A 21340-nucleotide genomic window follows, 5' to 3' on the forward strand; every position below is an offset into this window, starting at 1 on the left:
AGGCACGGGCCCGTCGGATCGACAGCAGCGGCCCCGGGTGCGACGGTGAGCGCATGACGTCGTCGGCACCCGTGCGCGTGGTCTGGTCGCGCGAGATGCTCGCGTACGACTTCGGCCACGGGCATCCCATGACGTCCGAGCGGCTGGACCTGACCATCCGGCTGGCCGAGGCGCTCGGGCTGCTGGTCGGCGACGACGTCGAGCTGGTCGGCGCCGAGATGGCCTCGGACGCCCTCCTGCAGACCGTCCACACGCCCGCCTACGTGGCCGCCGTGCACGCCGCGTCCACGGACGGCACCACCGATCCCGCGTTCGGCCTGGGCACGTCCGACGACCCGGTGTTCCCGGACATGCACGAGGCGTCGGCGCGCGTGGTGCAGGGGTCGGTCGACTCGGCGCTCGCGGTGTGGGAGGGGCGCGCACTGCACGCCGTCAATGTCACCGGAGGGCTGCACCACGCGATGCCCGCGTCGGCGTCGGGGTTCTGCGTCTACAACGACGCGGCCGTCGCCATCCGGGCCCTCCTGGACGCGGGGGCCCAGCGCGTGGCCTACGTCGACATCGACGCGCACCACGGCGACGGGGTCCAGGCCGTGTTCTGGGACGACCCACGGGTGCTCACGGTCTCGGTGCACGAGACCGGGCAGGCCCTGTTCCCGGGGACCGGCCACGCCCGGGAGACGGGCGGCCCCGGCGCCGAGGGCACGGCAGTCAACGTCGCGCTCCCGTCCGGCACCGGTGACGCCGGCTGGCTGCGTGCGCTGGACGCCGTCGTGCCCCCCGTGGTGCGCGCGTTCGACCCGGACGTCCTGGTGACGCAGCACGGCTGCGACACCCACCTGCTGGACCCCCTGACGCACCTGCGGGTGAGCATCGACGGGCAGGTGCGCGCCGCGCACCTGCTGCACGACCTGGCGCACGAGGTCGCGGACGGTCGCTGGGTGGCGCTCGGCGGTGGGGGCTACGCCGTGGTCGACGTGGTGCCGCGGTCGTGGACGCACCTGCTCGGTATCGCGACGCACCATCCCGTCGACACGGGTTCGCAGGTCCCCGACGAGTGGCGCTCCCTGGTGCGAGAGCGGTACGGGCGGCTGGGGCCGGACCTGATGACGGACGGTCGCGACGCGCGGTTCAGCCCGTGGTCGGCCGGCTACGACCCGGGTGACGACGTCGACAGGTCCATCCGCGCCACCCGCACGGCCGTCTTCCCGTCCCTGGGCCTGGACCCGGACCACGACTGACCGGGTGGGCGGCCGCCGCCGGGACGTCGCCGATGTCGGGGTTCGAGGCGGACAGGTTGGGCCGGACGAGCGACGTCCCAGGCGTCACCTCTATCCCACGCGTCCCACGCGCCACTACGCTGGTCCGGCACCCGCCGGGTGGGTGCGCGGGCCCGCCGCGCGCCGGGCGGAACGGAAGCGGATATGAGCGACCAGCGCGACCAGCCGGGCCGCACGAGATTCCTCACGGTGCTCGAGGTTGCCGACGTCATGCGCGTCTCGAAGATGACCGTCTACCGCCTGCTGCACTCGGGCGAGCTGCCGGGCGTCCGCGTCGGCCGTTCGTTCCGCGTCCCGCAGGACGCGCTCGACCACTACCTCGCCACGTCGCCGGCTGTCGAGGCGCGTGAGCAGGATCGCAGGACGTCCTGATCGCCCGGGCGTCGCTCAGCGCTCCCGTCATCGCGTAAGGTAGAGCCTCGGACTTTGTTCGTGCGTGGTCGACTCGGTAGCACTCGATCTCTTCTACGCGTCGATCGACCACCAGAACGGCCCGTCGCCGGGCCTCCATCGGAAGCGAAGTGAGGACCCCATGGGCTCCGTCATCAAGAAGCGCCGCAAGCGGATGGCCAAGAAGAAGCACCGCAAGCTGCTGCGCAAGACGCGTCACCAGCGTCGTAACAAGAAGTGAGCCACGGCGGCCACCAGGCCGCCAGCTCCGACGATCGGGCCCGGCACCTGCCGGGCCCGTCGTGTTTCCGCCGCGCGCCTTCTACATCGATGTAGAGTGGCGCTGGTCTGGGACTCTGTCCCTCGGCAGGGGCGCGCACCAGGGAGACAGCGATGAGCACGGCCAAGCGGGGTTCCGCGGTGACGATGCACGAGGTCGCCGCGCGGGCGGGGGTGTCCATCAAGACCGTCTCCAACGTGGTCAACGGGTACCAGTACATCCGGCCCGCCACCAAGGAACGGGTCGAGGCCGCCATCGCCGACCTCGGGTACCAGGTGAACATCTCGGCGCGGAACCTGCGCCGCGGCCGGACCGGGATCATCGGGCTGGCCGTGCCGGAGCTGTCGCTGCCGTACTTCGCGGAGCTCGCCGACTCGGTCATCCGCGCGGCCGAGGCCCGCGGGCTGACCGTCCTCATCGAGCAGACCGGGTCCGTGCGCGAGCGCGAGCTCGACGTGCTCTCCGGGCAGCGTCGCCACCTCACCGACGGGCTGATCTTCTCGCCGCTGGAGCTCGGGCCGCAGGACGCCGAGGCGCTCCACGTCGACTTCCCGATGGTGCTGCTCGGTGAGCGCATCTTCGGCGGGCCCGCGGACCACGTCACCATGAACAACGTCGAGGCCGCCCGCGCGGCGACGCAGCACCTCCTCGACCTGGGGCGCCGGCGCATCGCCGTGATCGGCGCGCACGAGGGGGAGACCGTCGGGTCCGCCGCGCTGCGCGTGCAGGGCTACCGGCAGGCGCTCGAGGAGGCCGGGCTGCCGGTGGACCCCGCGCTGATCGGTGAGGCGGGGCTGTGGCACCGCGCGACGGGCGCCGAGACGATGGAGCGGCTGCTGGACTCGGGCGTCGAGATCGACGCCGTGTTCGGCCTGAACGACGCCCTCGCGCTGGGCGCGCTGCACGCGCTGCACGCGCGCCGGATCGACGTGCCGGGGCAGATCGCGGTGATCGGCTTCGACGACATCGAGGAGACCGCCTACTCGTCGCCGACGCTGACGACGGTCGCCCCCGGGCGTGAGCAGATCGCGACGACGGCGGTCGACCTGCTGCTCGCGCGCATCGAGGAGCTCGAGCCCGGCAAGCCGTTCGTGCAGGTCATCACCGACTTCGAGATCATCGGCCGGGAGTCGACGCTGGGCGAGCGGGCGCCCGTGGCGGCCGTGCCGCCTGCGTCGCAGAGCGCCTGAGACCTCGACGGACCGAGCGGTCCGGCGGCGGGCGGTCAGGACGTGCGGGCGTCGAGCGTGTTCAGGCGCTGGTCGACCAGCCACCCCGACGCCAGCAGCGGAAGACTGAGGCCGATCAGGGGCACCAGCACGGTGATGTACGTGAACGTCACCGCCAGGACCACGAGCACCGCCGCGACCGCCAGGCTGGTGACGGGGGAGACCAGCGGCGCGACGGCGACGAACCGCCACGTGCGCGTCGCGGGGACGTCGTCGTACCGCCGGGCCACGGGCACCAGCGCGAGGAGCGCGAGGACCAGGTAGGTGGTCAGGGCCACGACACCGACGGTCAGCACGGCCTTCGTCGGACCCGGCGACGCGGCGGCGAGCACGGACGCGTCGAGGGCCAGGAGCACGAACCCGGCCGTGAGCGGTGCGCCGAGGAGGTTGAGCCGTCGGAACCCCGACCGGTACGCGGACCAGAAGTCGCGCCAGAGGTGCTCCGACGGGGACCCGCCCACGAGCCGCGCGAGCAGACCGCCACCCGCTGCGAGCGCCGGGTAGGCGCCCAGCACGACGGCCCCCAGGAGCGTGCCCAGCACCACGAGCACGTTCACGGCGACGAGCTGAGTGCCGACGCGCAGGAACACCATCACGCGCCCGGCCCAGCCGTCCACCACGAGGTCGCTCACGATCCCACCCGCGTGCCCAGCGTCGCGTTGCCCTCCGCGTCGAGCCCGGCGAAGGACAGCGTGCGGACGCCGCGCACGGCGTCGACGGACGGGAACACCACGAGCTCGAAGCCCGGCCAGGCGAACTGGCCGCTGCCGTGCGAGGTCACGGTCGCCAGGAGGTCGTCGCCGATCGTCAGCGTCCGGGAGGTCGTCACGGACCCGGCCGTGGCCTGGTCGAACGTCACCAGCTCCCACGTCCCGGCCAGGTCGGCCGGGTCGGTGGGCGGCGCGTCGTCAGGTTCCGCGTCGCCCGCCCACGGCTGCGGCGAGACGGCAGGCCAACCGTCGGCGGTCCAGACGAGCCGGCGCACCTGGACCTCGTGCTGCGTGGGGTCGGCGGCGTCGCGGACGTGGTGGACCAGCAGCTGGCGGTCACCGTCGGTGAGCACCGAGGCGTGCCCCGGGGCGAGCCACGAGCGGCCGCCGTCGAGCGTGTGGCCCGCGAGCATGAGGGTGCCGACGAGCGCGGGGTCGCCGTCGAGGTCGGTGAGGTCGCGCCCCGCACGGTCGGCGTACGGGCCGGTCAGCTGCGCGGAGACGCCCACGCGGACGTGGTACGTCGAGAAGAGGGAGTCGTACGAGAGGACCAGCGCGTAGCCGCCGTCCGGGCGGGGCAGCACGAACGCGCCCTCGACCGCCCCCTCGACGCTGCGGGGCCGTCGGGCGAGCAGGATGCCGGGCGCCTCGCCGACGGCCAGGCCGGTGACGGGGTCGAGCTCGAGCGCGTGGATGCCGCCGAAGAAGGAGCCGTAGACCATCCAGTGCCGCCCGTCGGCGTCGACCACGGCGTTCGCGTCGATCGCGTTCGGGCCGTCGACGTCGTGCCGGCTGGTCACCACGAGCCCGCGGTCCTCCCACGGACCGGTCGGGTGCGGCGCCACGGCCAGGCCGATCGCGGAGGTGCGGGAGCCGAACGTCGACGCCGACCAGTACATGCGCCACTCGTCGCCCACCCGCACCACGTCGGGAGCCCACAGGCCCGCCGCGCCGGACCAGGCGGCGCCGTCCGCCGGCACCCCGTCGAGGGCCCAGCCGTGGAACTCCCAGGTGACCAGGTCCTTCGAGCGCCGCACCTGGACGCCGGCGCGCACGGGACCGTCGGACCACGCGTCGGTGGAGAACAGCCAGTACGTGCCGTCGTCGTCGCGGACCGCCGTCGGGTCGTGCGCGTGCCGGCCACCCCAGAGGGCCGTGTTGGGGACCATCCCGTCAGCCCTTCGAGCCGGTGAGCGCGACGGACTCGATGATCTGCCGCTGGAAGATGAGGAACACGACCAGGATCGGCAGCAGCGCCACGAACGACGCAGCCATGATCAGCGGGTAGTCGCGTTGCGTCGCGAACTCGACGTTGAGGTTGGCGATGACCACCTGGAGCGTCTGCTTCTCGGGGGTGTTCAGGTAGAGGATCGGCGCCAGGTAGTCGTTCCAGATGAACATGAACCAGAGGATGAACTGGGCGGCGATCGCCGGCCGGATCATCGGCAGGATCATCACGCGGAAGATCTGCAGGTAGGACGCCCCGTCGATCTTGGCGGCCTCGATCATGGAGTCGGGGACGGTCGAGAGGTACTGCCGCAGGAAGAAGATCATGATGATGTTCCCGAACAGCAGGGGGACGATCAGCGGCAGCAGGGTGTCCACCCAGTGCAGCCGGGAGAACATCACGAACTGCGGGATCATGATCGTCGGGTACGGCACCATCAGGCCCGAGAGCAGGACGAGGAAGATCGCGTTCTTGTAGGGCAGCCGCAGCTTGGCCAGCGCGAACGCGGCGAGCGCGGACGTGAACGTCCCGATGATCGTCACGCTCAGGGCGACGATGAGGCTGTTCTTGAAGCCCGACAGGATCGGGGCCTCGGTCCACATGCGGATGAACGTGTCCCACTGCGGCGGGTTCGGGATCCAGACCGGGGGCAGGGCGAACACCTGCACCTTGGTCTTCAGCGCGGTGGTGAACATCCAGAGCAGCGGCGCGAGCATCGCGAGCGAGCCGACGGCGAGCAGGACGAACAGGGCGACGTTGCCGAGGCGGCTCTCGCGCTGGGCGCCCGTGCGGGGCTTGTCCTTCAGCGCCGGGGTGGGGGGCTTCATCAAGGTCGTGGCCATGGTGGCTCCGTCTCCGTGTCTTCCTCAGTCGATGCTGAAGCTGTTGCGCCGGTTGAGGCGGAACTGGATGAAGGTGATGACGAAGACGAGCACGCCGAGGACGATCGACATCGCCGTCGCGTAGCCCATCTGCTGGTACTTGAACGCCTTGCGCACGATGTACCAGACGATCGAGGCGGAGCTGAACTCCGGTCCGCCGGCGGGCGTCATGATGTTGATCTCGGTGAAGATCTGGGACCCGGCGATGATGTTGGTGACCACCAGGAAGAACGTCACCGGGCGGACCATCGGCAACGTGATGTTCCGCAGCCGCTGGAACGCGTTGGCGCCGTCGAGCGCGGCGGCCTCGTGCAGGGACGCCGGGACGCCCTGGATGGCCGCCAGGTACAGGAGCATCGAGTACCCGAGGCCCTTCCAGATGGCCATGATGATGATCGCGGGCTTGACGGTGGCGGTGTTCTGCAGCCAGTCGGGACCCTCGATCCCGAACCAGGCGAGCACCTGGTTGATGAGGCCGAAGTCACCGTTGTAGGCGAACTGCCAGACGATCGCGATGGCGGCCAGCGACGAGATCACCGGCACGTAGTAGATGGTGCGGAACGCCGTGCGGCCGGGGATCTTCCGGTTCAGCGCCAGGGCCAGCAGGAGCGAGAGCGCCAGGCCGATCGGGATGCCGATCATGTAGAAGAACGTGTTGTAGAGCGAGAGCCGGAAGTACTCGTCGCCGAACAGGGTGACGTAGTTGTCGAACCCGACGAACGTCATCGGGCCCAGGCCGTTCCAGCTGGTCAGCGACGCGTACACCGCGAAGCAGATCGGGTACAGCGTGAAGAGCAGGAACCCGAGGATCGGGGCGGCGACGAACGCGAGGGCCCAGCGGTGCTCCGTGCGGTGCAGCCTGCGGTTCGCATGCTTCGCACGTTGCTCGGACGTCTGCCGGGTGGTGGTCGACTCGACGGTCGCGGTCATCTCGGAGCCTTTCCTGGGGTCCCCGCCGCCCGAGGGCGTGCTCGGGCGGCGGGGACAGGGAGGAGGTGGTGCTACTTGCCGGCCGCGGCCTGCTCGGCCGTGGCGTTCGACTCGTCGAGGAGCGTCTGCATCTTGGGCTGCTCCTCGGCCAGGTAGTCGGCCGCGGTCTGCTTGCCGTCGAGGACGGGCTGGATGTTGGTCCAGAGCTCGTCGTACCACTCGGCGCCGTACGTGAACGCCGCCGGCATCGCCCGGCCGTACTCCTGCGCGATGTCCAGGAACTCCTGCCGGTTGGCGGGCTCGGCGCCCTCCTCGGCGGCCCAGGCCTCAGCCATGTCGATGAGGTTCGGGATCTGGATGTTGGCGTCGACGAGCGTCTGCTGCGCGTCGGCGTCGGTGCTCAGGTACGTGACCAGCTTGACCGCGTCGTCCGGGTGCTTCGACGTCGCGGAGACGCCGATGCCGAGCGAGCCGAGCCACGTGGCCGTGCCGCCGTCACCGACGGTCGGCCAGGGGATCAGGTCGTAGTCGAAGTCGAGGTCGTTGTAGACCGAGACGTCCCACGGGCCGACGGGGAAGAAGCCGATCTCGCCGGCCATCCAGCGCTGGTACGTGTCGAGCGTCGCGGCGTCGGACGCCGACGGCGTGACCTTGTCGACGTTGGTGAGGTCCGCGAACTTCTGCAGTGCGTCGGCGAACTCAGGGGTGTCCACGGTGACCTCGGTGCGGTCCTCGTTGGTCCAGTCGCCGCCGTTGCTCCAGACCAGCGACTGCAGGTTCCACTGGACGTTGAGCCCGGTGCCCCACTGGTCGATGGCGCCGTCTCCGTCGGTGTCCACGGTGAGCTGCTTGCTGATGTCGACGAACTCGTCCCACGTGAGCGGGGTGTCCTTGTCGGGCAGCGGGATGCCCGCGGCCTCGAGCATCGTCTTGTTGTAGCCGAACGAGAACGGGCCGACGTCCTTGGGCAGCCCGTAGAGCTTGCCGTCCGGGGTGCCCTGGAGCGTGCCGTCGAACCGGTAGGAGTCGACGCCGTACGGCCAGATGTTGTCCAGGTCGATGCCGCTGGCGTCCACCTGCTCGGTGATGTCCATCAGGACGCCCGAGCTCACGTACGACTGCAGGCTGGCCTGCTCGATGTAGAACACGTCGGGCACGTTGTTGCCGGCCACGGCCGCCTGGAGCTTGGTGGCGTACTGGTCGGCGTCGGTCACGATGACCTTCACCTTCACGCCGGTGTCCGCGGTGTACTTCTTGATGGCGGCCTCGTACGCCGCCTTCTCGTCCGGTCCACCGCGGAACATGAACGTGATCTCCTTGTCGCCGCCGTCGCTTGCGCCGTCGCCGCCGTCGCTGCACGCCGTGAGCGTGAGCGTCCCGGCGACCGCGGCGCACACGGCGCCGGCGATGAGCCTGTTCCTCTTCATCGTCCTGCCTCCCATATCCCAAGGATGTGCGAGGTCACGGTCGCGTCGGGACCCGATGTGGGGCTGGTCCGTCAGGGTCGTCGTTGACCTCATTCGTTTGATCGACGCTGCATCTACAACGTTGATCTACAACGATGTAGAACATGACACGGGAACCGCCGCCGGGTCAAGCCACGAACGCATAACGGTCGGTTGACGACATCGGAGCGGCCATGCATGATGCGTCTACAACGATGTAGAAACCGACGTGCAAGGGGGCCTCCAGATGTCGCGCCACGCGCAGACACCGCCCATGGGGTGGAACAGCTGGGACAGCTACGGGACGACGGTGACGCAGGACGAGGTCCTCGCCAACGCGGCCGTGCTGGCCGAGCGGCTGCTGCCGCACGGGTGGGACACCGTCGTCGTGGACATCGACTGGTACGACCCCGCGGCCCGCGCGCACGGCTACAACGACGGGTCGTCTCTCGTCCTCGACGACTTCGGGCGCCAGCTGCCCGCCGAGAACCGGTTCCCGTCCGCCGCGGGCGGTCGCGGCTTCGGACCGCTCGCCGACGCGGTGCACGACCTCGGCCTGCGGTTCGGTGTGCACCTGATGCGCGGCATCCCGCGGATCGCCGTCGAGCAGGACCTGCCCGTCGAGGGCACCTCCTGGACCGCGCGCGACGCCGCCGACACCACCTCGGTCTGCCCCTGGAACGAGGACAACTACGGGCTCGACCACGACCACCCCGCCGCGCAGGCGTACCTCGACGGTCTGGTCGCGCAGCTGGCCGGCTGGGGTGTCGACTTCCTCAAGGTCGACGACATGCTCGCGCCCTACCACCCGGACGCGGTCGAGGCGTGGGCGCGGGCGATCGAGCGCTCGGGGCGGGACATCGTCCTGTCGCTGTCGCCGGGCACCCACCTGTCCACCGCGCACGTCGACCACCTGCGCGAGCACGCCCAGATGTGGCGGATCTCCGACGACCTCTGGGACCGCTGGGAGGACGTGCACGCGCAGTTCGCTCGGCTGGCCCGGTGGGCGCCGTTCCAGCGTCCGGGCGGCTGGGCCGACGCCGACATGCTGCCGCTCGGCCGGATCGGTCTGCGCGCCGAGCGCGGTGACGACCGGCACAGCCGGCTCACCCCCGACGAGCAGCGCACGATCCTCACGCTCTGGGTGATGGCCCGGTCGCCGCTGATGGTCGGGGGAGACCTGCCGACCAGCGACCCCGCGACGCTCGACCTGCTCGCCACCCCGGCCGTCGGCCACGTCCTTCGGCACGCGAGCGACGGGCGCGAGCTCGTCCGCGAGCCGCTGGACGACGGCGAGCTGATCGTGTGGACCGCGGTCGAGGGGGCCACGACGTACGTCGCCGCCTTCTGGACCGGACCCTCGCCGCGGACGGTCTCGATCCCGCTCGCGTCGCTGGTCGGGCACGTCGCCGCGGCCGACACCTGGACCACCCGGGACCTGTGGGACCCCGGAACCACCCCTGACCTGCACCCGACCACGTGGGAACCCGAGGGAGCACTCGTCCTCGAGATCCCGTCCCACGGGGTGCGCTGGACCGCACTCGACACCCGACCGAACCAGGAGACCTCATGATCCCCGTCCGACTCACCCTCGACCCGGCCTTCCGGGTCGGTCCGGTCCGCCGGCGCACGTTCGGCTCGTTCGTCGAGCACCTCGGCCGCTGCGTCTACACCGGCATCCACGACCCCGCGCACCCGACGGCGGACGCCGACGGGTTCCGCAAGGACGTGCTCGAGCTGACCCGGGAGCTGGGCGTCAGCACCGTGCGCTACCCCGGTGGCAACTTCGTCTCGGGCTACCGGTGGGAGGACGGCGTCGGCCCGCGCGACCAGCGCCCGGCCCGCCTGGACCTCGCGTGGCACTCGACCGACCCCAACACGGTCGGCGTCGAGGAGTTCATGCGCTGGGCGAAGCTGGCCGAGGTCGAGCCGATGATGGCCGTCAACCTGGGCACGCGCGGCGTGCAGGAGGCCGTCGACCTGCTCGAGTACTGCAACGTCCGCGGCGGCACCCGCCTGTCCGACCAGCGCCGCGCGAACGGCGCGGACGACCCGTACGACATCCGCATGTGGTGCCTGGGCAACGAGATGGACGGCCCCTGGCAGATCGGCCACAAGACCGCCTACGAGTACGGCCGCCTCGCCGCCGAGACCGGCCGAGCGATGCGCATGGTCGACCCGGACCTCGAGCTCGTCGCGTGCGGCTCGTCGGGCGTCGCCATCCCGACGTTCGGGGAGTGGGAGCGGATCGTGCTCACCGAGGCCTACGAGCAGGTCGACCTCATCTCCGCCCACGCGTACTACTGGGAGGAGGACGGTGACCTCGGCTCGTTCCTCGCGTCGGCCGTGGACATGGACCACTTCGTGGAGTCCGTGAGCGCGACCGCCGACGCCGTGCGCGCGCACAAGAAGCTGGACAAGCGGATCCACATCTCGTTCGACGAGTGGAACGTCTGGTACCAGCACCGCGCCGAGTCCCAGCCGCCCACCGGGCACGACTGGCCCGTCGCACCCGTGCTGCTGGAGGACAGGTACAACGTCGCGGACGCCGTCGTGGTCGGCAACCTGCTGATCTCCCTGCTACGGCACACCGACCGCGTGCACTCCGCGTCGCTCGCGCAGCTGGTCAACGTGATCGCGCCGATCATGACCGAGCCGGGCGGCCGGTCCTGGAAGCAGACGATCTTCCACCCGTTCGCGCAGGCCTCCCGATACGCGAAGGGCGACGTGCTCCAGGTCGCCGTCGAGGCACCGACCTACGAGACGGCGAAGTACGGGGACGCCGCTCTGGTCGACGCCGTGGCCACGCGCGACGCCGAGACGGGTGACGTCGCCGTGTTCGCGGTCAACCGCTCCCTGACCGAGACGGTGACGCTCGAGGTCGACACGCGCTCGCTGCCCGGCCTGCGCGTGATCGAGGCGACCACGCTGGCCAACCCGGACCACACCTGGTCCGCCACGGCCGACGACGACACCTCGGTGGCGCCGCGGGTCAACACGACCGCGACCGTCCGCGACGGCCGCGTGTCGGTGCAGGTGCCGCCGGTGTCCTGGAACGTCGTCCGGCTGGGGGTCTGACCGCCGTGCGTCGCGCCGTCGCGGCGGGTGCCGTCGCCCTCGCCCTGGTGGCCGGTACCGCCGCCTGTGCACCGGAACCACCCGCCGCGACCGCGCTGTCCCTCAGCGGGGACATCCACACCCACGACCCGGCTCTCGTCGTCGGGGACGAGGGCGAGCCCTGGTACGTCTTCTCGACGGGTGACGTCCGCACGGGTCTCGGCTCCCCGCAGATCCGGCGGTCCACCGACGACGGCCTGACGTGGGAGCTCGTCGGCACCGTCTGGGACGCCGGGACCCGCCCGGAGTGGGCGTACGAGGCGGTCCCCGGGGTGTCCAACTTCTGGGCGCCCGAGGTGGTCGAGCACGACGGCACGTTCTACCTGTACTACTCGGCGTCCACCTTCGGCTCGAACCGGTCAGCGATCGGCCTGACGACGAACACCACCCTCGACCCCGACGACCCCAACTACGCCTGGGTGGACCAGGGCGAGGTGCTGCGGTCGGAGCCGGGGGAGACCGACTACAACGCGATCGACCCCGGCGTGATCACGGACGCGGACGGCACGCCGTGGATGGCGTTCGGCTCGTTCTGGGGCGGCATCCAGCTGGTGGAGCTGAGCTGGCCGTCGGGGAAGCCCGTCGAGGGTGCGTCACCGGTGACGATCGCCAGCCGCACCTCGCCCCCGAACGCGATCGAGGCCCCCTACCTGGTGCTCCACGACGACTGGTACTACCTGTTCGTGTCCCGCGACGCCTGCTGCAAGGGCAGCGACTCGACGTACAACATCGCCGTCGGACGCTCGCGCGACGTCACCGGTCCGTACGTCGACCGGTCCGGCAAGGACATGACCCTCGACGGTGGCGAGCAGCTGCTGACCACGACCGGGGACATGGTCGGACCGGGCGGCCAGTCGTTCTCCCACGGGTACCTCGCGTTCCACTACTACGACGCGGCGGCGGGGGGCGACTTCCGGCTCGAGCTGCGTGAGCTGGCGTGGGACGACGAGGGCTGGCCGGTGGCGACGACCGCAGCGGAGCAGGAAGGCTAGAGGGGCCGTTCGAGCACGTAGTCGTCCTCGACCCGGGTGCCGACGGTGAAGTGCTTGGTTCCGACGACCGCGAACCCGGAGCGCACGTAGAACGCCTGCGCGCGGGCGTTCTGCTGGTTCACGCCCAGCCACATCCCGTGCGCGCCGCGCTCGCGGGCGACCTCCAGGGACGCGGCCATGAGTGCGTTCGCGATCCCGGCGCCGTGGTGGTCGGGGTGCACGTAGCACTTGGACAGCTCGATGGTGGGACGCAGGTGGAGCGCCGCCTGGACGTCCTCGTCGGCGGGCTCGCCGGCGACGAGCATCGTGTAGCCGACGAGCTCGTCGTCCCCGGCCACGAGCACGTCCCGGGAGGGGTCGTCGAGGTACTCCGCGAACCGTGCAGGCGAGAGCACCGCCTCGATGAACGCCTGCTGGTCCTGCTCGGTGGACCCGGGCGGACAGGCGAGCGGGAACGTCAGGGCAGCGAGGCGAGCGAGCGCGTCGAGCTCGCCGTGCTCAGCGGGCCGGACCGTCACAGGACGTCCTCGGGGCCGCCGGGACCGCGCCAGGAGCGGACGATGGCACGGGCGATGAGCCCGCCGGCCCAGGCCAGCCCGGCCAGGCTGGCGACCGTGGTGCCACGGCGGGCGTTGCGACGGCGGTTGCGGAACTCGCGCACCGGCCAGCCGACGGTGGCGGCGTAGCGGCGCAGGCGACGGTCGGGGTTGATCGCGCAGGGGAAGCCGACCTCGGACAGGATCGCGACGTCGTTGGTGGAGTCCCCGTACGCGTACGACGCCGCCAGGTCGATGCCCTCCTGCTCGGCGATCGCGCGCACGGCGTCGGCCTTGGCCTGACCGTGCAGCATGTCGCCCACCAGCCGGCCGGTGTAGAAGCCGTCCTCGTGCTCGGCGATGGTGCCCAGCGACCCGGTGACCCCGAGGCGGCGTGCGATCAGCGAGCCGATCTCCACGGGCGTCGCGGTGACGAGCCACACGGAGTGGCCGGCGGCGATGTGCTCGTCGAGGAGGCGCTGCGTGCCCGGGTAGATGCGCAGGCAGAGGACCTCGTCGTAGACGTCCTCCGCGATCGCGGTGACCTCGGCCACCGAGTGCCCCTTCATGATCGACAGGGCCCGGCTGCGGACCTCGTCGATCTGGTGCTTGTTCTCGCCGAACGTCAGGTACCGGAACTGGTGGAACCCGAACTCGAGCAGGTCGCGCCGTCGGAAGAAGCCGCGCCGGTAGAGACCCACGCCCAGGTGGAACGCGCTGGCGCCGCGGATGATCGTGTTGTCGACGTCGAAGAACGCACCGACGCCCGGACCGTCCGCACCGGACCCCGGCTCCCGCAGCACGGGAAGAGGGACGCTGGGGTTCCCGGACGCCTGACGCACCCGGTCACTCTAACGACGGCGGGAGCGTCGTGAGACGGTGAGGCCATGACGCGTGTGGTGCTCTTCGGCCGGGCCGGCTGCCATCTGTGCGACGAGGCGCGGGAGGTGGTGCGGACGGTGTGCGCGGAGACCGGGACCGACTGGACCGAGGTCGACATCGACACCGCCTCGACGCCCGGCCGGGACCTCGCCGCCGAGCTGGGCGAGCTGGTCCCCGTGGTCGAGGTCGACGGAGTCCAGCAGGGTTACTGGCGGATCGACGCGAACCGGCTGCGCCGAACCCTTACCGCGGCTGGTCCTCGCCCCCTAGCCTGACCAGCAGGGCTCGGGCGACCGGGTCCCACGGGGCGTTCGCGGGAGTCGATGTGGACACGCAGCGGAGGGGACCCCGGGCGCACACCAGGGGAGCGGAGCCGGGTGCGACCGGGCGGTCCGGCGCGCGTGACGTGCCGACGGCCACCGTCGCGCGGCTGCCCGGCTACCTGCGGGTCCTGCACGGCCTGACGGCCGACGGGGTGGTCACCACGTCGTCGGAGGAGCTGGCCGCCGGCGCGGGTGTCACCCCGGCGCAGCTGCGCAAGGACCTGTCGTTCCTGGGTTCGTACGGTCGGCGCGGCGTGGGGTACGACGTCCTGCACCTCTCCGAGCAGATCTCGGTGGTGCTGGGCCTGACGACGCAGCGGCGGGTCGTCATCGTCGGCATCGGCAACCTCGGCCACGCGCTGGCCAGCTACTCGGTGTTCGCCGAGCGGGGGTTCGCGGTGGTCGGGCTGGTCGACGCCGACCCCGCGGTGGTGGGCACGACCGTGGGCGGCCTCCTGGTGCAGCCGCCGTCGTCGTTGCACGATGTGGTCAGCGCGTCCGACGCCACCATCGGCATCATCGCCACGCCCGCGGCCGTCGCGCAGGACGTCTGCGACGAGCTGGTCGCGGCCGGTGTCGTCGGCATCCTCACGTTCGCCCCGCGGGCGCTGCGGGTGCCGAAGCACGTGGACCTGCGGGCGGTGGACGTCGCCTCGGAGCTGCAGATCCTCGCGTTCCACGACCGCCGTCGTACGGGCACGGGAGCCTGAGCATGCCGACGGCCGGGTCTGTGTCAGGACGACACAGGCCCGGCCGTGGCTACTTCTCAGCCTTTGATGGTCGAGACGTCAAGGGCGATGACGACCTTGTCGGAGACCAGGACGCCGCCGGCCTCGAGGGCCGCGTTCCAGGTGAGGCCGAAGTCCTTGCGGGAGATCGTCACGCTGGCCTCGAAGCCCGCACGCTGGTTGCCGAACGGGTCGACCGCGGTGCCGTTGAACTCGGTCTCGAGCTCGACGGGCTGCGTGACGCCGTGGATGGTGAGGTCACCGGCGATGACGTAGCTCGTGCCGGCCTCGCGGACCTCGGTGGAGACGAACGTCCACTGGCCGAACTTCTCCACGTCGAAGAAGTCGCCGCTCTTGAGGTGGCCGTCGCGGTTGGCGTCGCCGGTGCTGACGGTCGACGGGTCCAGCGTCACGGAGACCGAGGTGCTCGCGAGGTCCTCACCGACCGTGACGGTGCCGTCGGTGACCGCGACGGTGCCGCGGACCTTGGAGATGCCGGCGTGCCGGACGGTGAAGGCCGCCTCGGTGTGCGAGGCGTCGACGGCCCAGGTACCCGTGGTGAGGCCGGCGGGAAGGGTGGTGGTGGCGGTGCTCATGGTCTGTCCTCCGTGGTTGTTGAACTGTCAACCAAACTGTTAGTTCAAAGTTGTACTACACTCGTGCCAGACCCGCAAGCCCTGACCGAAGGACGGAGGCCACGCTGTGACCACTGACACACCCACCGCGCAGACGGTGGAATGGCTGACCGCCGAGCAGCAGACCCAGTGGCGCTCCTTCCGTGGCGGCGCGGCCCGCCTGTTCGCCGCGCTCGAGCACGAGCTGGAGCAGCAGACGGGGCTGTCCACGCACGAGTACGAGGTGCTCGTCCGGCTCTCCGAGACGCCCGACCGCACGCTGCGGATGGCGCAGCTCGCCGACAACCTCGCGCACTCGCGCAGCCGGCTCACGCACACGATCCGGCGCATGGAGGAGCAGGGGCTCGTCTCGCGGCTGCCCTGCGTGGAGGACGCCCGCGGCGTGAACTGCACCATGACCGAGAAGGGCTGGCAGGTCCTCGTGGCCGCCGCCCCGAGCCACGTGCAGTCCGTGCGGGACCACCTGGTCGACGTGCTGACGCCGGAGCAGTTCGCCGCGCTCGGCGACGCGATGGAGACGGTCCGCGTGCACCTGACGGGTGGCGCGTGTCACGTCGAGTGACCCCGTCCCGTGTCCGTCGCGCACAGGAGTGTTTGCGAGACTGAGCCCATGGTCGCGACCACGATCCACCTGATGCGGCACGGCGAGGTGCACAACCCCGACGGCGTGCTCTACGGACGGCTGCCCGGATACCGGCTCTCGGAGCGTGGCCGGGCGATGGCGGACATGGTGGCGGACTATCTCTCAGGAAGCTCAGGCGGGGCGGCGGCTACCGCGCGCCGCGACGTCGTCGCCGTCATCGCCTCCCCGCTGCAGCGCGCGCAGGAGACCGCCGGACCCATCGCCGCGGCGTTCGGTCTCGACATCCGCACCGACGAGCGGATCATCGAGGCCGGCAACCACTTCGAGGGCAAGACCTTCGGGGTCGGCGACGGCTCGCTGCGTCACCCCGAGCACTGGCCGTACCTGCGCAACCCGTTCCGGCCGTCCTGGGGCGAGCCGTACAAGGAGCAGGTGGACCGCATGCTCGCGGCCGTCGAGAGCGCGCGGGAGCTCGCCCGCGGGCACGAGGCCGTGCTGGTCAGCCACCAGCTGCCCGTGTGGGTCACCCGGCTCGCGCTCGAGCACCGGCACCTGTGGCACGACCCCCGCAAGCGGCAGTGCTCGGTCGCCTCGCTGACCAGCCTGCGCTACGAGGGCGACACCCTGGTCGGCGTGGGGTACAGCGAGCCCGCCGCGGTGCTGCTGCCCGGTGCCTCGACGGTCGCGGGGGCCTGACGTGCGGGTTCTTGCCGTGGCCGCGCTGGCCGTCCTGCTGCTCGCGGGCTGCACGCCCGACAGCGGGTCCACGACGCCCGACGACGTGACGGGCCAGGGCTACCAGTCCGGCGACGGCAGCACGACGACCTGGGCCGTCGGCGACCGTTCCGGCCCGCTCGAGCTGTCCGGCACCGACTTCGCGGGTACCGCGCAGGACGTGGCGGACTGGCGCGGCGACGTCGTGGTGCTCAACACCTGGTACGCCAACTGCCCGCCGTGCCGTGCCGAGGCCCCCGACCTCGCGGCCCTGTCCACCGACTACGCCGCCGACGGCGTGCGGCTGCTGGGCATCAACCGGACCGACGACGCGGGCACCGCGCAGGCCTTCGAGCGCCAGTTCGAGGTCCCGTACCCGAGCCTGGCGGACACCGACGGCGCCGCGATCGCCGCCCTGCAGGGCACGGTCCCGGTGAACGCGGTGCCGACGACCGTCGTGCTCGACCGCGACGGCCTGGTCGCCGGACGCATCCTCGGTCTGGCCGACCCGTCGACGCTGCGCTCGATGGTCGACGAGCTGCTGGCCGAGACGCCCTCGTCATGATGCTTGCCGACGCGGGCGACGCCTTCGGCCAGACCGTGATCTCGGGGTCGCTGCTGCTGGCGGTCCCGGTGGCGCTGATCGCCGGGCTCGTGTCGTTCGCGTCCCCGTGCGTGCTGCCGCTGGTCCCGGCGTACGTCGGGTACCTCGGAGGGATGACGGGGTCGGCCCAGAGCGTGTTCTCGGAGGGTGACACGCTCGTGAAGACGGCCCCTGCGCGCAGCCGCGTGCTGCTCGGGGTCGCACTCTTCGTCGCCGGGTTCACCGTGGTGTTCGTCGCGCTGGCCGTCCTCGCCGGGTCGCTCGGCGGCCTGCTGGTGGAGTACCAGGACCCGATCACGCGCGTGCTCGGTGTCGTCGTCATCGTGCTCGGCCTCGGCTTCCTCGGGCTGATCCCGTTCCTGCAGAACGAGAAGCGGGTCCATCTCGCGCCCCGTGCCGGCCTGTGGGGGGCGCCGCTGCTCGGCGTCACCTTCGGGCTCGGCTGGGTGCCGTGCATCGGCCCGACGCTCGCCGCGATCCTCACCCTGTCGCTCGACGGCGGGTCGGCGGGCCGCGGTGCGCTGCTCGCCGTCGCGTTCTGCCTCGGGCTCGGGCTGCCGTTCCTGCTCGTCGCACTGTTCGTCGACCGCAGCGCCGGCGCGCTCGGCTTCCTGCGCCGGCACCGCCTGGCCATCATGCGGTTCGGTGGCGCGATGCTCGTGATCCTCGGGATCGCCCTGGTCACGGGCGTGTGGGGCACCTGGTCCTCGTGGCTGCAGGGTGTCCTCGTCGGCGGCGACCCGTTCGTGCCGGTCGTATGAGCGTGCACCGGCCCGAGGGCCTCTCCGACGTCTTCATGGAGCCGACCGAGGCCCCGCCGGCAGCGCCCCCGAACCTGCCGACGCTCGGCTTCGTCGGCTGGTGCCGGTGGGCCTGGCGACAGCTCACCAGCATGCGGGTCGCCCTGCTGCTGCTCATGCTGCTGGCCGTCGCCGCGGTGCCCGGGACGGTGTGGCCGCAGCGCGCGCAGGACACCGCCAAGGTCGCGACGTACATCTCCGACCACCCCACGACCGGCCCCTGGCTGGACCGGCTCGGGTTCTTCGACGTGTACTCGTCGGTCTGGTTCTCGGCGATCTACCTCCTGCTGTTCGTCTCCCTCGTCGGCTGCATCCTGCCCCGCACCAAGGTGCACCTCGCGGGTGTCCGCGGCCGGCCGCCGCGCGCACCCCGCCGGTTCACGCGGTTCCCCGCGCAGGGGTCCGGCCTCGTGGACGCCGCGCCGTCGCAGGTCGCCGACGACGCCGTGGCGGTGCTGCGCGGGGGGTGGCGCTGGCTCCCGTTCGTCCCGACGTACCGCGTCGACACCCGCGACGAGGGCGACGGCACGGTCTCGGTGTCCGCGGAGCGCGGCTACCTGCGTGAGACCGGCAACCTCGTCTTCCACCTCGCCCTCGTCGGGCTGCTGATCTCCGTGGCCACCGGGCAGGTGCTGCACTACCGCGGGCAGGCGATCGTCGTGCAGGGCCGCGGGTTCGCCAACGCGCAGGTCGACTACGACACCTTCGAGCAGGGCACCGCGTTCACGCCGTCCAGCCTCGTGCCGTTCACGCTGCGCCTCGACGAGTTCGAGTCCCGGTTCGACCCGGACACGCTGCAGTCCCGCGACTTCACCGCGCACGTCACGCTGACGAACCCCGGCGAGGAGCCCGTCGAGGAGACCATCAAGGTCAACCACCCGCTCGACGCGGGCGGTGCCAAGGTCTACCTGCAGGGCAACGGGTACGCCCCCGACATCACCGTGCGCGACGCGTCCGGGGAGGTCGCGTTCTCCGGTCCGACGCCGTTCCTCCCGCAGGACGAGGTGTACACGTCGCGCGGCGTCGTCAAGGTGCCCGACGTGTCCGGCGACCAGGAGCAGATCGGCCTCGTCGGCTACCTGCTGCCCACCGTCGACGTGCGCGAGACGTCCTTCGGACCGGCGTACGCCTCGGTCAACCCGCAGCCCGACGACCCCGCGCTCGTGCTGGCCGTCTGGCGGGGCAACCTCGGCCTCGACACCGGCGTCCCGCAGAACGTGTACGAGCTCGACGAGGCCCGCATGACACAGCTCATGGACGACGACGACAAGCCGGTCACCCTCGTCGTGCGCCCGGGCGAGACCGTCGACCTGCCCGACGGGATGGGCACCCTGACGTTCGACGGGCTGCCCCGGTACGTCGCACTCGATCTGCGCCACGACCCCGCCCTGCCGTTCGTGCTGGTGTTCGCGCTGCTCGCGTTCGCCGGGCTCGCCACCTCGCTGTTCGCGCCGCGGCGCCGCCTCTGGCTGCGTCTCAGCCCGGGCGCCGGCGAGGACGCCGGTCGTACAGTGGTCACCGCGGCCGGGCTGGCGCGCGGCGACGACGTCGGCCTCCAGCCCGAGCTCGACAGGGTGCTCACGGACACGCTCACCCGCACGGCTGACAGACCCCCGGCCGCTCCCCGCGGCCCGACCTCAGGAGACGCCACACCATGACCACCGGTGACCTGAGCACCTTGCTCGTCTGGGGTGCCGCGACCGCGTTCACGATCGCCCTGATCGCCTACAGCGTGGACCTCGCGCGCATCGCCGAGCGGTCGCAGAAGCGCGTGCCCGAGGCCGTCCTCGCCGGGGCGTCCGCGTCGCGTCCCGCCACCGCGATCTCCGGTTCCGAGGCGCAGAGCGCACCCGGCCGGTCCCCGCGCGCCGAGGGGATCGCCCGGTCGACCACGGTGCTCGGGCTCGTCCTGCTCTTCGGGGGCATCGTCCTGCGCGGCATCGCCGCCGGTCGGTGGCCGACCGCCAACATGTACGAGTTCACGATCGTCGGCGTGTTCGTCGCCGTCCTCGTCCTGACGATCGTCCAGCGCCGCCGCGTCATCGCGTTCGTGGGCGTGGTCGTCATGGGTCTGGCGGTGCTGGCCCTCGTGCTCGCGCTCAACGCGTTCTACATCCAGGCCGACCAGGTCCAGCCCGCCCTGCAGAGCTACTGGCTGATCATCCACGTCGGCGTCGCCATCACCGCGACCGGCATCTTCACGGTCGCGTTCGCCGCCTCCGTGCTCCAGGTGCTGCGGAGCTTCCGCGAGGAAGCGCTCACGGCCGTGGACGGGCCCGCGGTCACCGTCGGGTCCACGTCGCCCCGGTCCGACCGGTTCCGCCGCTGGGTCGGCGGTCCGAAGTTCGGCTGGCTCGAGCAGGTGCCCGGCTCCCGTGAGCTGGAGGCCATGTCGTTCCGGCTCAACGCGATCGCCTTCGTCCTGTGGACCCTCACCCTCATCGGCGGGGCGATCTGGGCCGAGCACGCGTGGGGCCGGTACTGGGGCTGGGACCCCAAGGAGGTCGGCACGTTCGTCGCGTGGGTCGTCTACGCGGCCTACCTGCACGCTCGCACCACACGCGGGTGGAGCGGCCGGCGGGCCTCGTACTTCGTGTTCGTCGGCTACGCCGTCGTGCTCGCGAACTTCACCGTCGTGAACCTGGTCGTCACCGGCAAGCACTCCTACTCGGGCATCTGACGCGGGCTCAGGCCGTCGGCGGTGCGTCGTCGGACGTGCCCGGATCGGCTCGCCGCCGGTCGTCGTCCAGCCGTGACAGGAAGTCCGGGTCGTCGTCGGGGCCGGTGGTGCGTCGGTTCCTCGTCGAGGGGTCCGCTCCGCCGGCGGTCCGACGGGACCAGCGCACGGCGAGCCAGACGAGCGCACCGAGGAGCGGCACGACGAGGATCAGCGCCACCCAGAAGATCGGGTGCACCCCGAGGCGCTCGTCGTCGGTGCTGCGGATGACATCGATCACGCAGTAGACGATCAGTCCGATGATCAGCAGGACGGCGAGGTTCCTCACCTCGTCAGACTAGACGCCCGGGACGGGCACGGCTGTCCCAGCGCCTAC

24 protein-coding genes are annotated in these 21340 nt (G+C 71.4%); 15 read left to right on the plus strand and 9 right to left on the minus strand.

Annotated features, from left to right (window positions below):
- Positions 1 to 53 precede the first annotated feature (53 nt).
- From ASD16_RS01075 to ASD16_RS01085, 4 genes are all read left to right on the plus strand, one after another.
- Positions 54 to 1241, plus strand: a complete 1188-nt coding sequence (locus tag ASD16_RS01075; RefSeq protein ID WP_055911973.1) for an acetoin utilization protein AcuC — start codon at positions 54 to 56, stop codon at positions 1239 to 1241.
- A 183-nt stretch (positions 1242 to 1424) separates the two neighbouring features.
- The gene (locus tag ASD16_RS01080) at positions 1425 to 1652 is read left to right on the plus strand and encodes a helix-turn-helix domain-containing protein (protein ID WP_055911975.1); all 228 of its coding nucleotides are present in this window, start codon (positions 1425 to 1427) and stop codon (positions 1650 to 1652) included.
- Positions 1653 to 1812: 160 nt separating this feature from the next.
- Positions 1813 to 1911, plus strand: a complete 99-nt coding sequence (locus ASD16_RS21300; protein WP_003792170.1) for a 30S ribosomal protein bS22 — start codon at positions 1813 to 1815, stop codon at positions 1909 to 1911.
- Between the two features lie 152 nt (positions 1912 to 2063).
- Entirely contained in the window at positions 2064 to 3140 is a 1077-nt protein-coding gene (locus ASD16_RS01085) for a LacI family DNA-binding transcriptional regulator (protein WP_235523066.1), read from the plus strand.
- Between the two features lie 35 nt (positions 3141 to 3175).
- Here ASD16_RS01085 and ASD16_RS01090 read toward each other — a convergent pair whose 3' ends face one another.
- From ASD16_RS01090 to ASD16_RS01110, 5 genes are all read right to left on the minus strand, one after another.
- The gene (locus ASD16_RS01090) at positions 3176 to 3811 is read right to left on the minus strand and encodes a DUF624 domain-containing protein (RefSeq protein WP_055911977.1); all 636 of its coding nucleotides are present in this window, start codon (positions 3809 to 3811) and stop codon (positions 3176 to 3178) included.
- Positions 3808 to 5058, minus strand: a complete 1251-nt coding sequence (locus ASD16_RS01095) for an arabinan endo-1,5-alpha-L-arabinosidase (RefSeq protein ID WP_055911979.1) — start codon at positions 5056 to 5058, stop codon at positions 3808 to 3810. The genes ASD16_RS01090 and ASD16_RS01095 overlap by 4 nt, the downstream gene beginning before the upstream one ends.
- A gap of 4 nt (positions 5059 to 5062) precedes the next feature.
- Positions 5063 to 5959: a carbohydrate ABC transporter permease gene (locus ASD16_RS01100; RefSeq protein WP_200942795.1), complete on the minus strand. Its 897-nt coding sequence runs from the start codon at positions 5957 to 5959 to the stop codon at positions 5063 to 5065.
- Positions 5960 to 5983: 24 nt separating this feature from the next.
- Positions 5984 to 6928 (minus strand): carbohydrate ABC transporter permease, encoded by a 945-nt coding sequence (locus ASD16_RS01105; RefSeq protein ID WP_055911983.1) that lies wholly within the window; start codon positions 6926 to 6928, stop codon positions 5984 to 5986.
- Between the two features lie 71 nt (positions 6929 to 6999).
- Positions 7000 to 8355, minus strand: coding sequence for a sugar ABC transporter substrate-binding protein (locus ASD16_RS01110; RefSeq protein ID WP_055911985.1), 1356 nt, complete (start codon positions 8353 to 8355; stop codon positions 7000 to 7002).
- 292 nt (positions 8356 to 8647) lie between these two features.
- Between ASD16_RS01110 and ASD16_RS01115 the strand changes: the two genes are divergently transcribed.
- The 3 genes from ASD16_RS01115 to ASD16_RS01125 are packed head-to-tail and all read left to right on the plus strand — an operon-like array spanning position 8648 to position 12482.
- Positions 8648 to 9946 carry a glycoside hydrolase family 27 protein gene (locus ASD16_RS01115; RefSeq protein WP_082570667.1) on the plus strand — a complete coding sequence of 433 codons (1299 nt, stop codon included), beginning with the start codon at positions 8648 to 8650 and terminating at the stop codon, positions 9944 to 9946.
- Complete coding sequence (locus ASD16_RS01120; protein WP_055911989.1) at positions 9943 to 11451, plus strand: alpha-N-arabinofuranosidase; 1509 nt, start codon at positions 9943 to 9945, stop codon at positions 11449 to 11451. The genes ASD16_RS01115 and ASD16_RS01120 overlap by 4 nt, the downstream gene beginning before the upstream one ends.
- A gap of 5 nt (positions 11452 to 11456) precedes the next feature.
- The gene (locus tag ASD16_RS01125) at positions 11457 to 12482 is read left to right on the plus strand and encodes an arabinan endo-1,5-alpha-L-arabinosidase (RefSeq protein WP_082570533.1); all 1026 of its coding nucleotides are present in this window, start codon (positions 11457 to 11459) and stop codon (positions 12480 to 12482) included.
- Here ASD16_RS01125 and ASD16_RS01130 read toward each other — a convergent pair.
- A complete protein-coding gene (locus ASD16_RS01130) occupies positions 12479 to 13000 on the minus strand; it encodes a GNAT family N-acetyltransferase (protein ID WP_055911993.1) in 522 nt (173 codons plus the stop codon). The genes ASD16_RS01125 and ASD16_RS01130 overlap by 4 nt on opposite strands.
- The gene (locus ASD16_RS01135; protein WP_369817943.1) at positions 12997 to 13821 is read right to left on the minus strand and encodes an HAD family hydrolase; all 825 of its coding nucleotides are present in this window, start codon (positions 13819 to 13821) and stop codon (positions 12997 to 12999) included. The genes ASD16_RS01130 and ASD16_RS01135 overlap by 4 nt, the downstream gene beginning before the upstream one ends.
- An 84-nt stretch (positions 13822 to 13905) precedes the next feature.
- Here ASD16_RS01135 and ASD16_RS01140 point away from each other — a divergent pair, with 84 nt between their 5' ends.
- The gene (locus tag ASD16_RS01140) at positions 13906 to 14175 is read left to right on the plus strand and encodes a glutaredoxin family protein (RefSeq protein ID WP_055911994.1); all 270 of its coding nucleotides are present in this window, start codon (positions 13906 to 13908) and stop codon (positions 14173 to 14175) included.
- Between the two features lie 50 nt (positions 14176 to 14225).
- On the plus strand, positions 14226 to 14933 hold the full coding sequence (locus ASD16_RS01145) for a redox-sensing transcriptional repressor Rex (RefSeq protein WP_055911996.1): 708 nt from the start codon (positions 14226 to 14228) through the stop codon (positions 14931 to 14933).
- A 56-nt stretch (positions 14934 to 14989) separates the two neighbouring features.
- Here the strand turns inward: ASD16_RS01145 and ASD16_RS01150 are convergent, their stop codons facing one another.
- Positions 14990 to 15547, minus strand: coding sequence for a YceI family protein (locus tag ASD16_RS01150; RefSeq protein ID WP_055911998.1), 558 nt, complete (start codon positions 15545 to 15547; stop codon positions 14990 to 14992).
- Between the two features lie 106 nt (positions 15548 to 15653).
- On the opposite strand from ASD16_RS01150, the gene ASD16_RS01155 reads away from it, so the two are divergent.
- Genes ASD16_RS01155 through ccsB form a run of 6 tightly spaced genes read left to right on the plus strand, consistent with a single transcriptional unit; the run spans position 15654 to position 20967 of the window.
- Positions 15654 to 16148, plus strand: a complete 495-nt coding sequence (locus tag ASD16_RS01155) for a MarR family winged helix-turn-helix transcriptional regulator (protein ID WP_055912000.1) — start codon at positions 15654 to 15656, stop codon at positions 16146 to 16148.
- A 48-nt stretch (positions 16149 to 16196) separates the two neighbouring features.
- Entirely contained in the window at positions 16197 to 16865 is a 669-nt protein-coding gene (locus ASD16_RS01160) for a histidine phosphatase family protein (RefSeq protein ID WP_055912002.1), read from the plus strand.
- Positions 16866 to 16881: 16 nt separating this feature from the next.
- Positions 16882 to 17448 carry a TlpA disulfide reductase family protein gene (locus ASD16_RS01165; protein WP_235523067.1) on the plus strand — a complete coding sequence of 189 codons (567 nt, stop codon included), beginning with the start codon at positions 16882 to 16884 and terminating at the stop codon, positions 17446 to 17448.
- A complete protein-coding gene (locus ASD16_RS01170; protein WP_055912004.1) occupies positions 17445 to 18248 on the plus strand; it encodes a cytochrome c biogenesis CcdA family protein in 804 nt (267 codons plus the stop codon). Before ASD16_RS01165 ends, ASD16_RS01170 begins: the two co-directional genes overlap by 4 nt.
- Complete coding sequence (locus ASD16_RS01175; RefSeq protein ID WP_082570535.1) at positions 18245 to 19945, plus strand: cytochrome c biogenesis protein ResB; 1701 nt, start codon at positions 18245 to 18247, stop codon at positions 19943 to 19945. Before ASD16_RS01170 ends, ASD16_RS01175 begins: the two co-directional genes overlap by 4 nt.
- The gene (gene ccsB / locus ASD16_RS01180; protein ID WP_055912006.1) at positions 19942 to 20967 is read left to right on the plus strand and encodes a c-type cytochrome biogenesis protein CcsB; all 1026 of its coding nucleotides are present in this window, start codon (positions 19942 to 19944) and stop codon (positions 20965 to 20967) included. The genes ASD16_RS01175 and ccsB overlap by 4 nt, the downstream gene beginning before the upstream one ends.
- Before the next feature lie 7 nt (positions 20968 to 20974).
- Here the strand turns inward: ccsB and ASD16_RS01185 are convergent, their stop codons facing one another.
- Positions 20975 to 21292, minus strand: coding sequence for a PLDc N-terminal domain-containing protein (locus ASD16_RS01185; RefSeq protein WP_055912008.1), 318 nt, complete (start codon positions 21290 to 21292; stop codon positions 20975 to 20977).
- Positions 21293 to 21340 lie beyond the last annotated feature (48 nt).

This window comes from Cellulomonas sp. Root485 (genome assembly GCF_001426705.1).
In the GTDB taxonomy this organism is placed as follows: Bacteria; Actinomycetota; Actinomycetes; order Actinomycetales; family Cellulomonadaceae; genus Cellulomonas.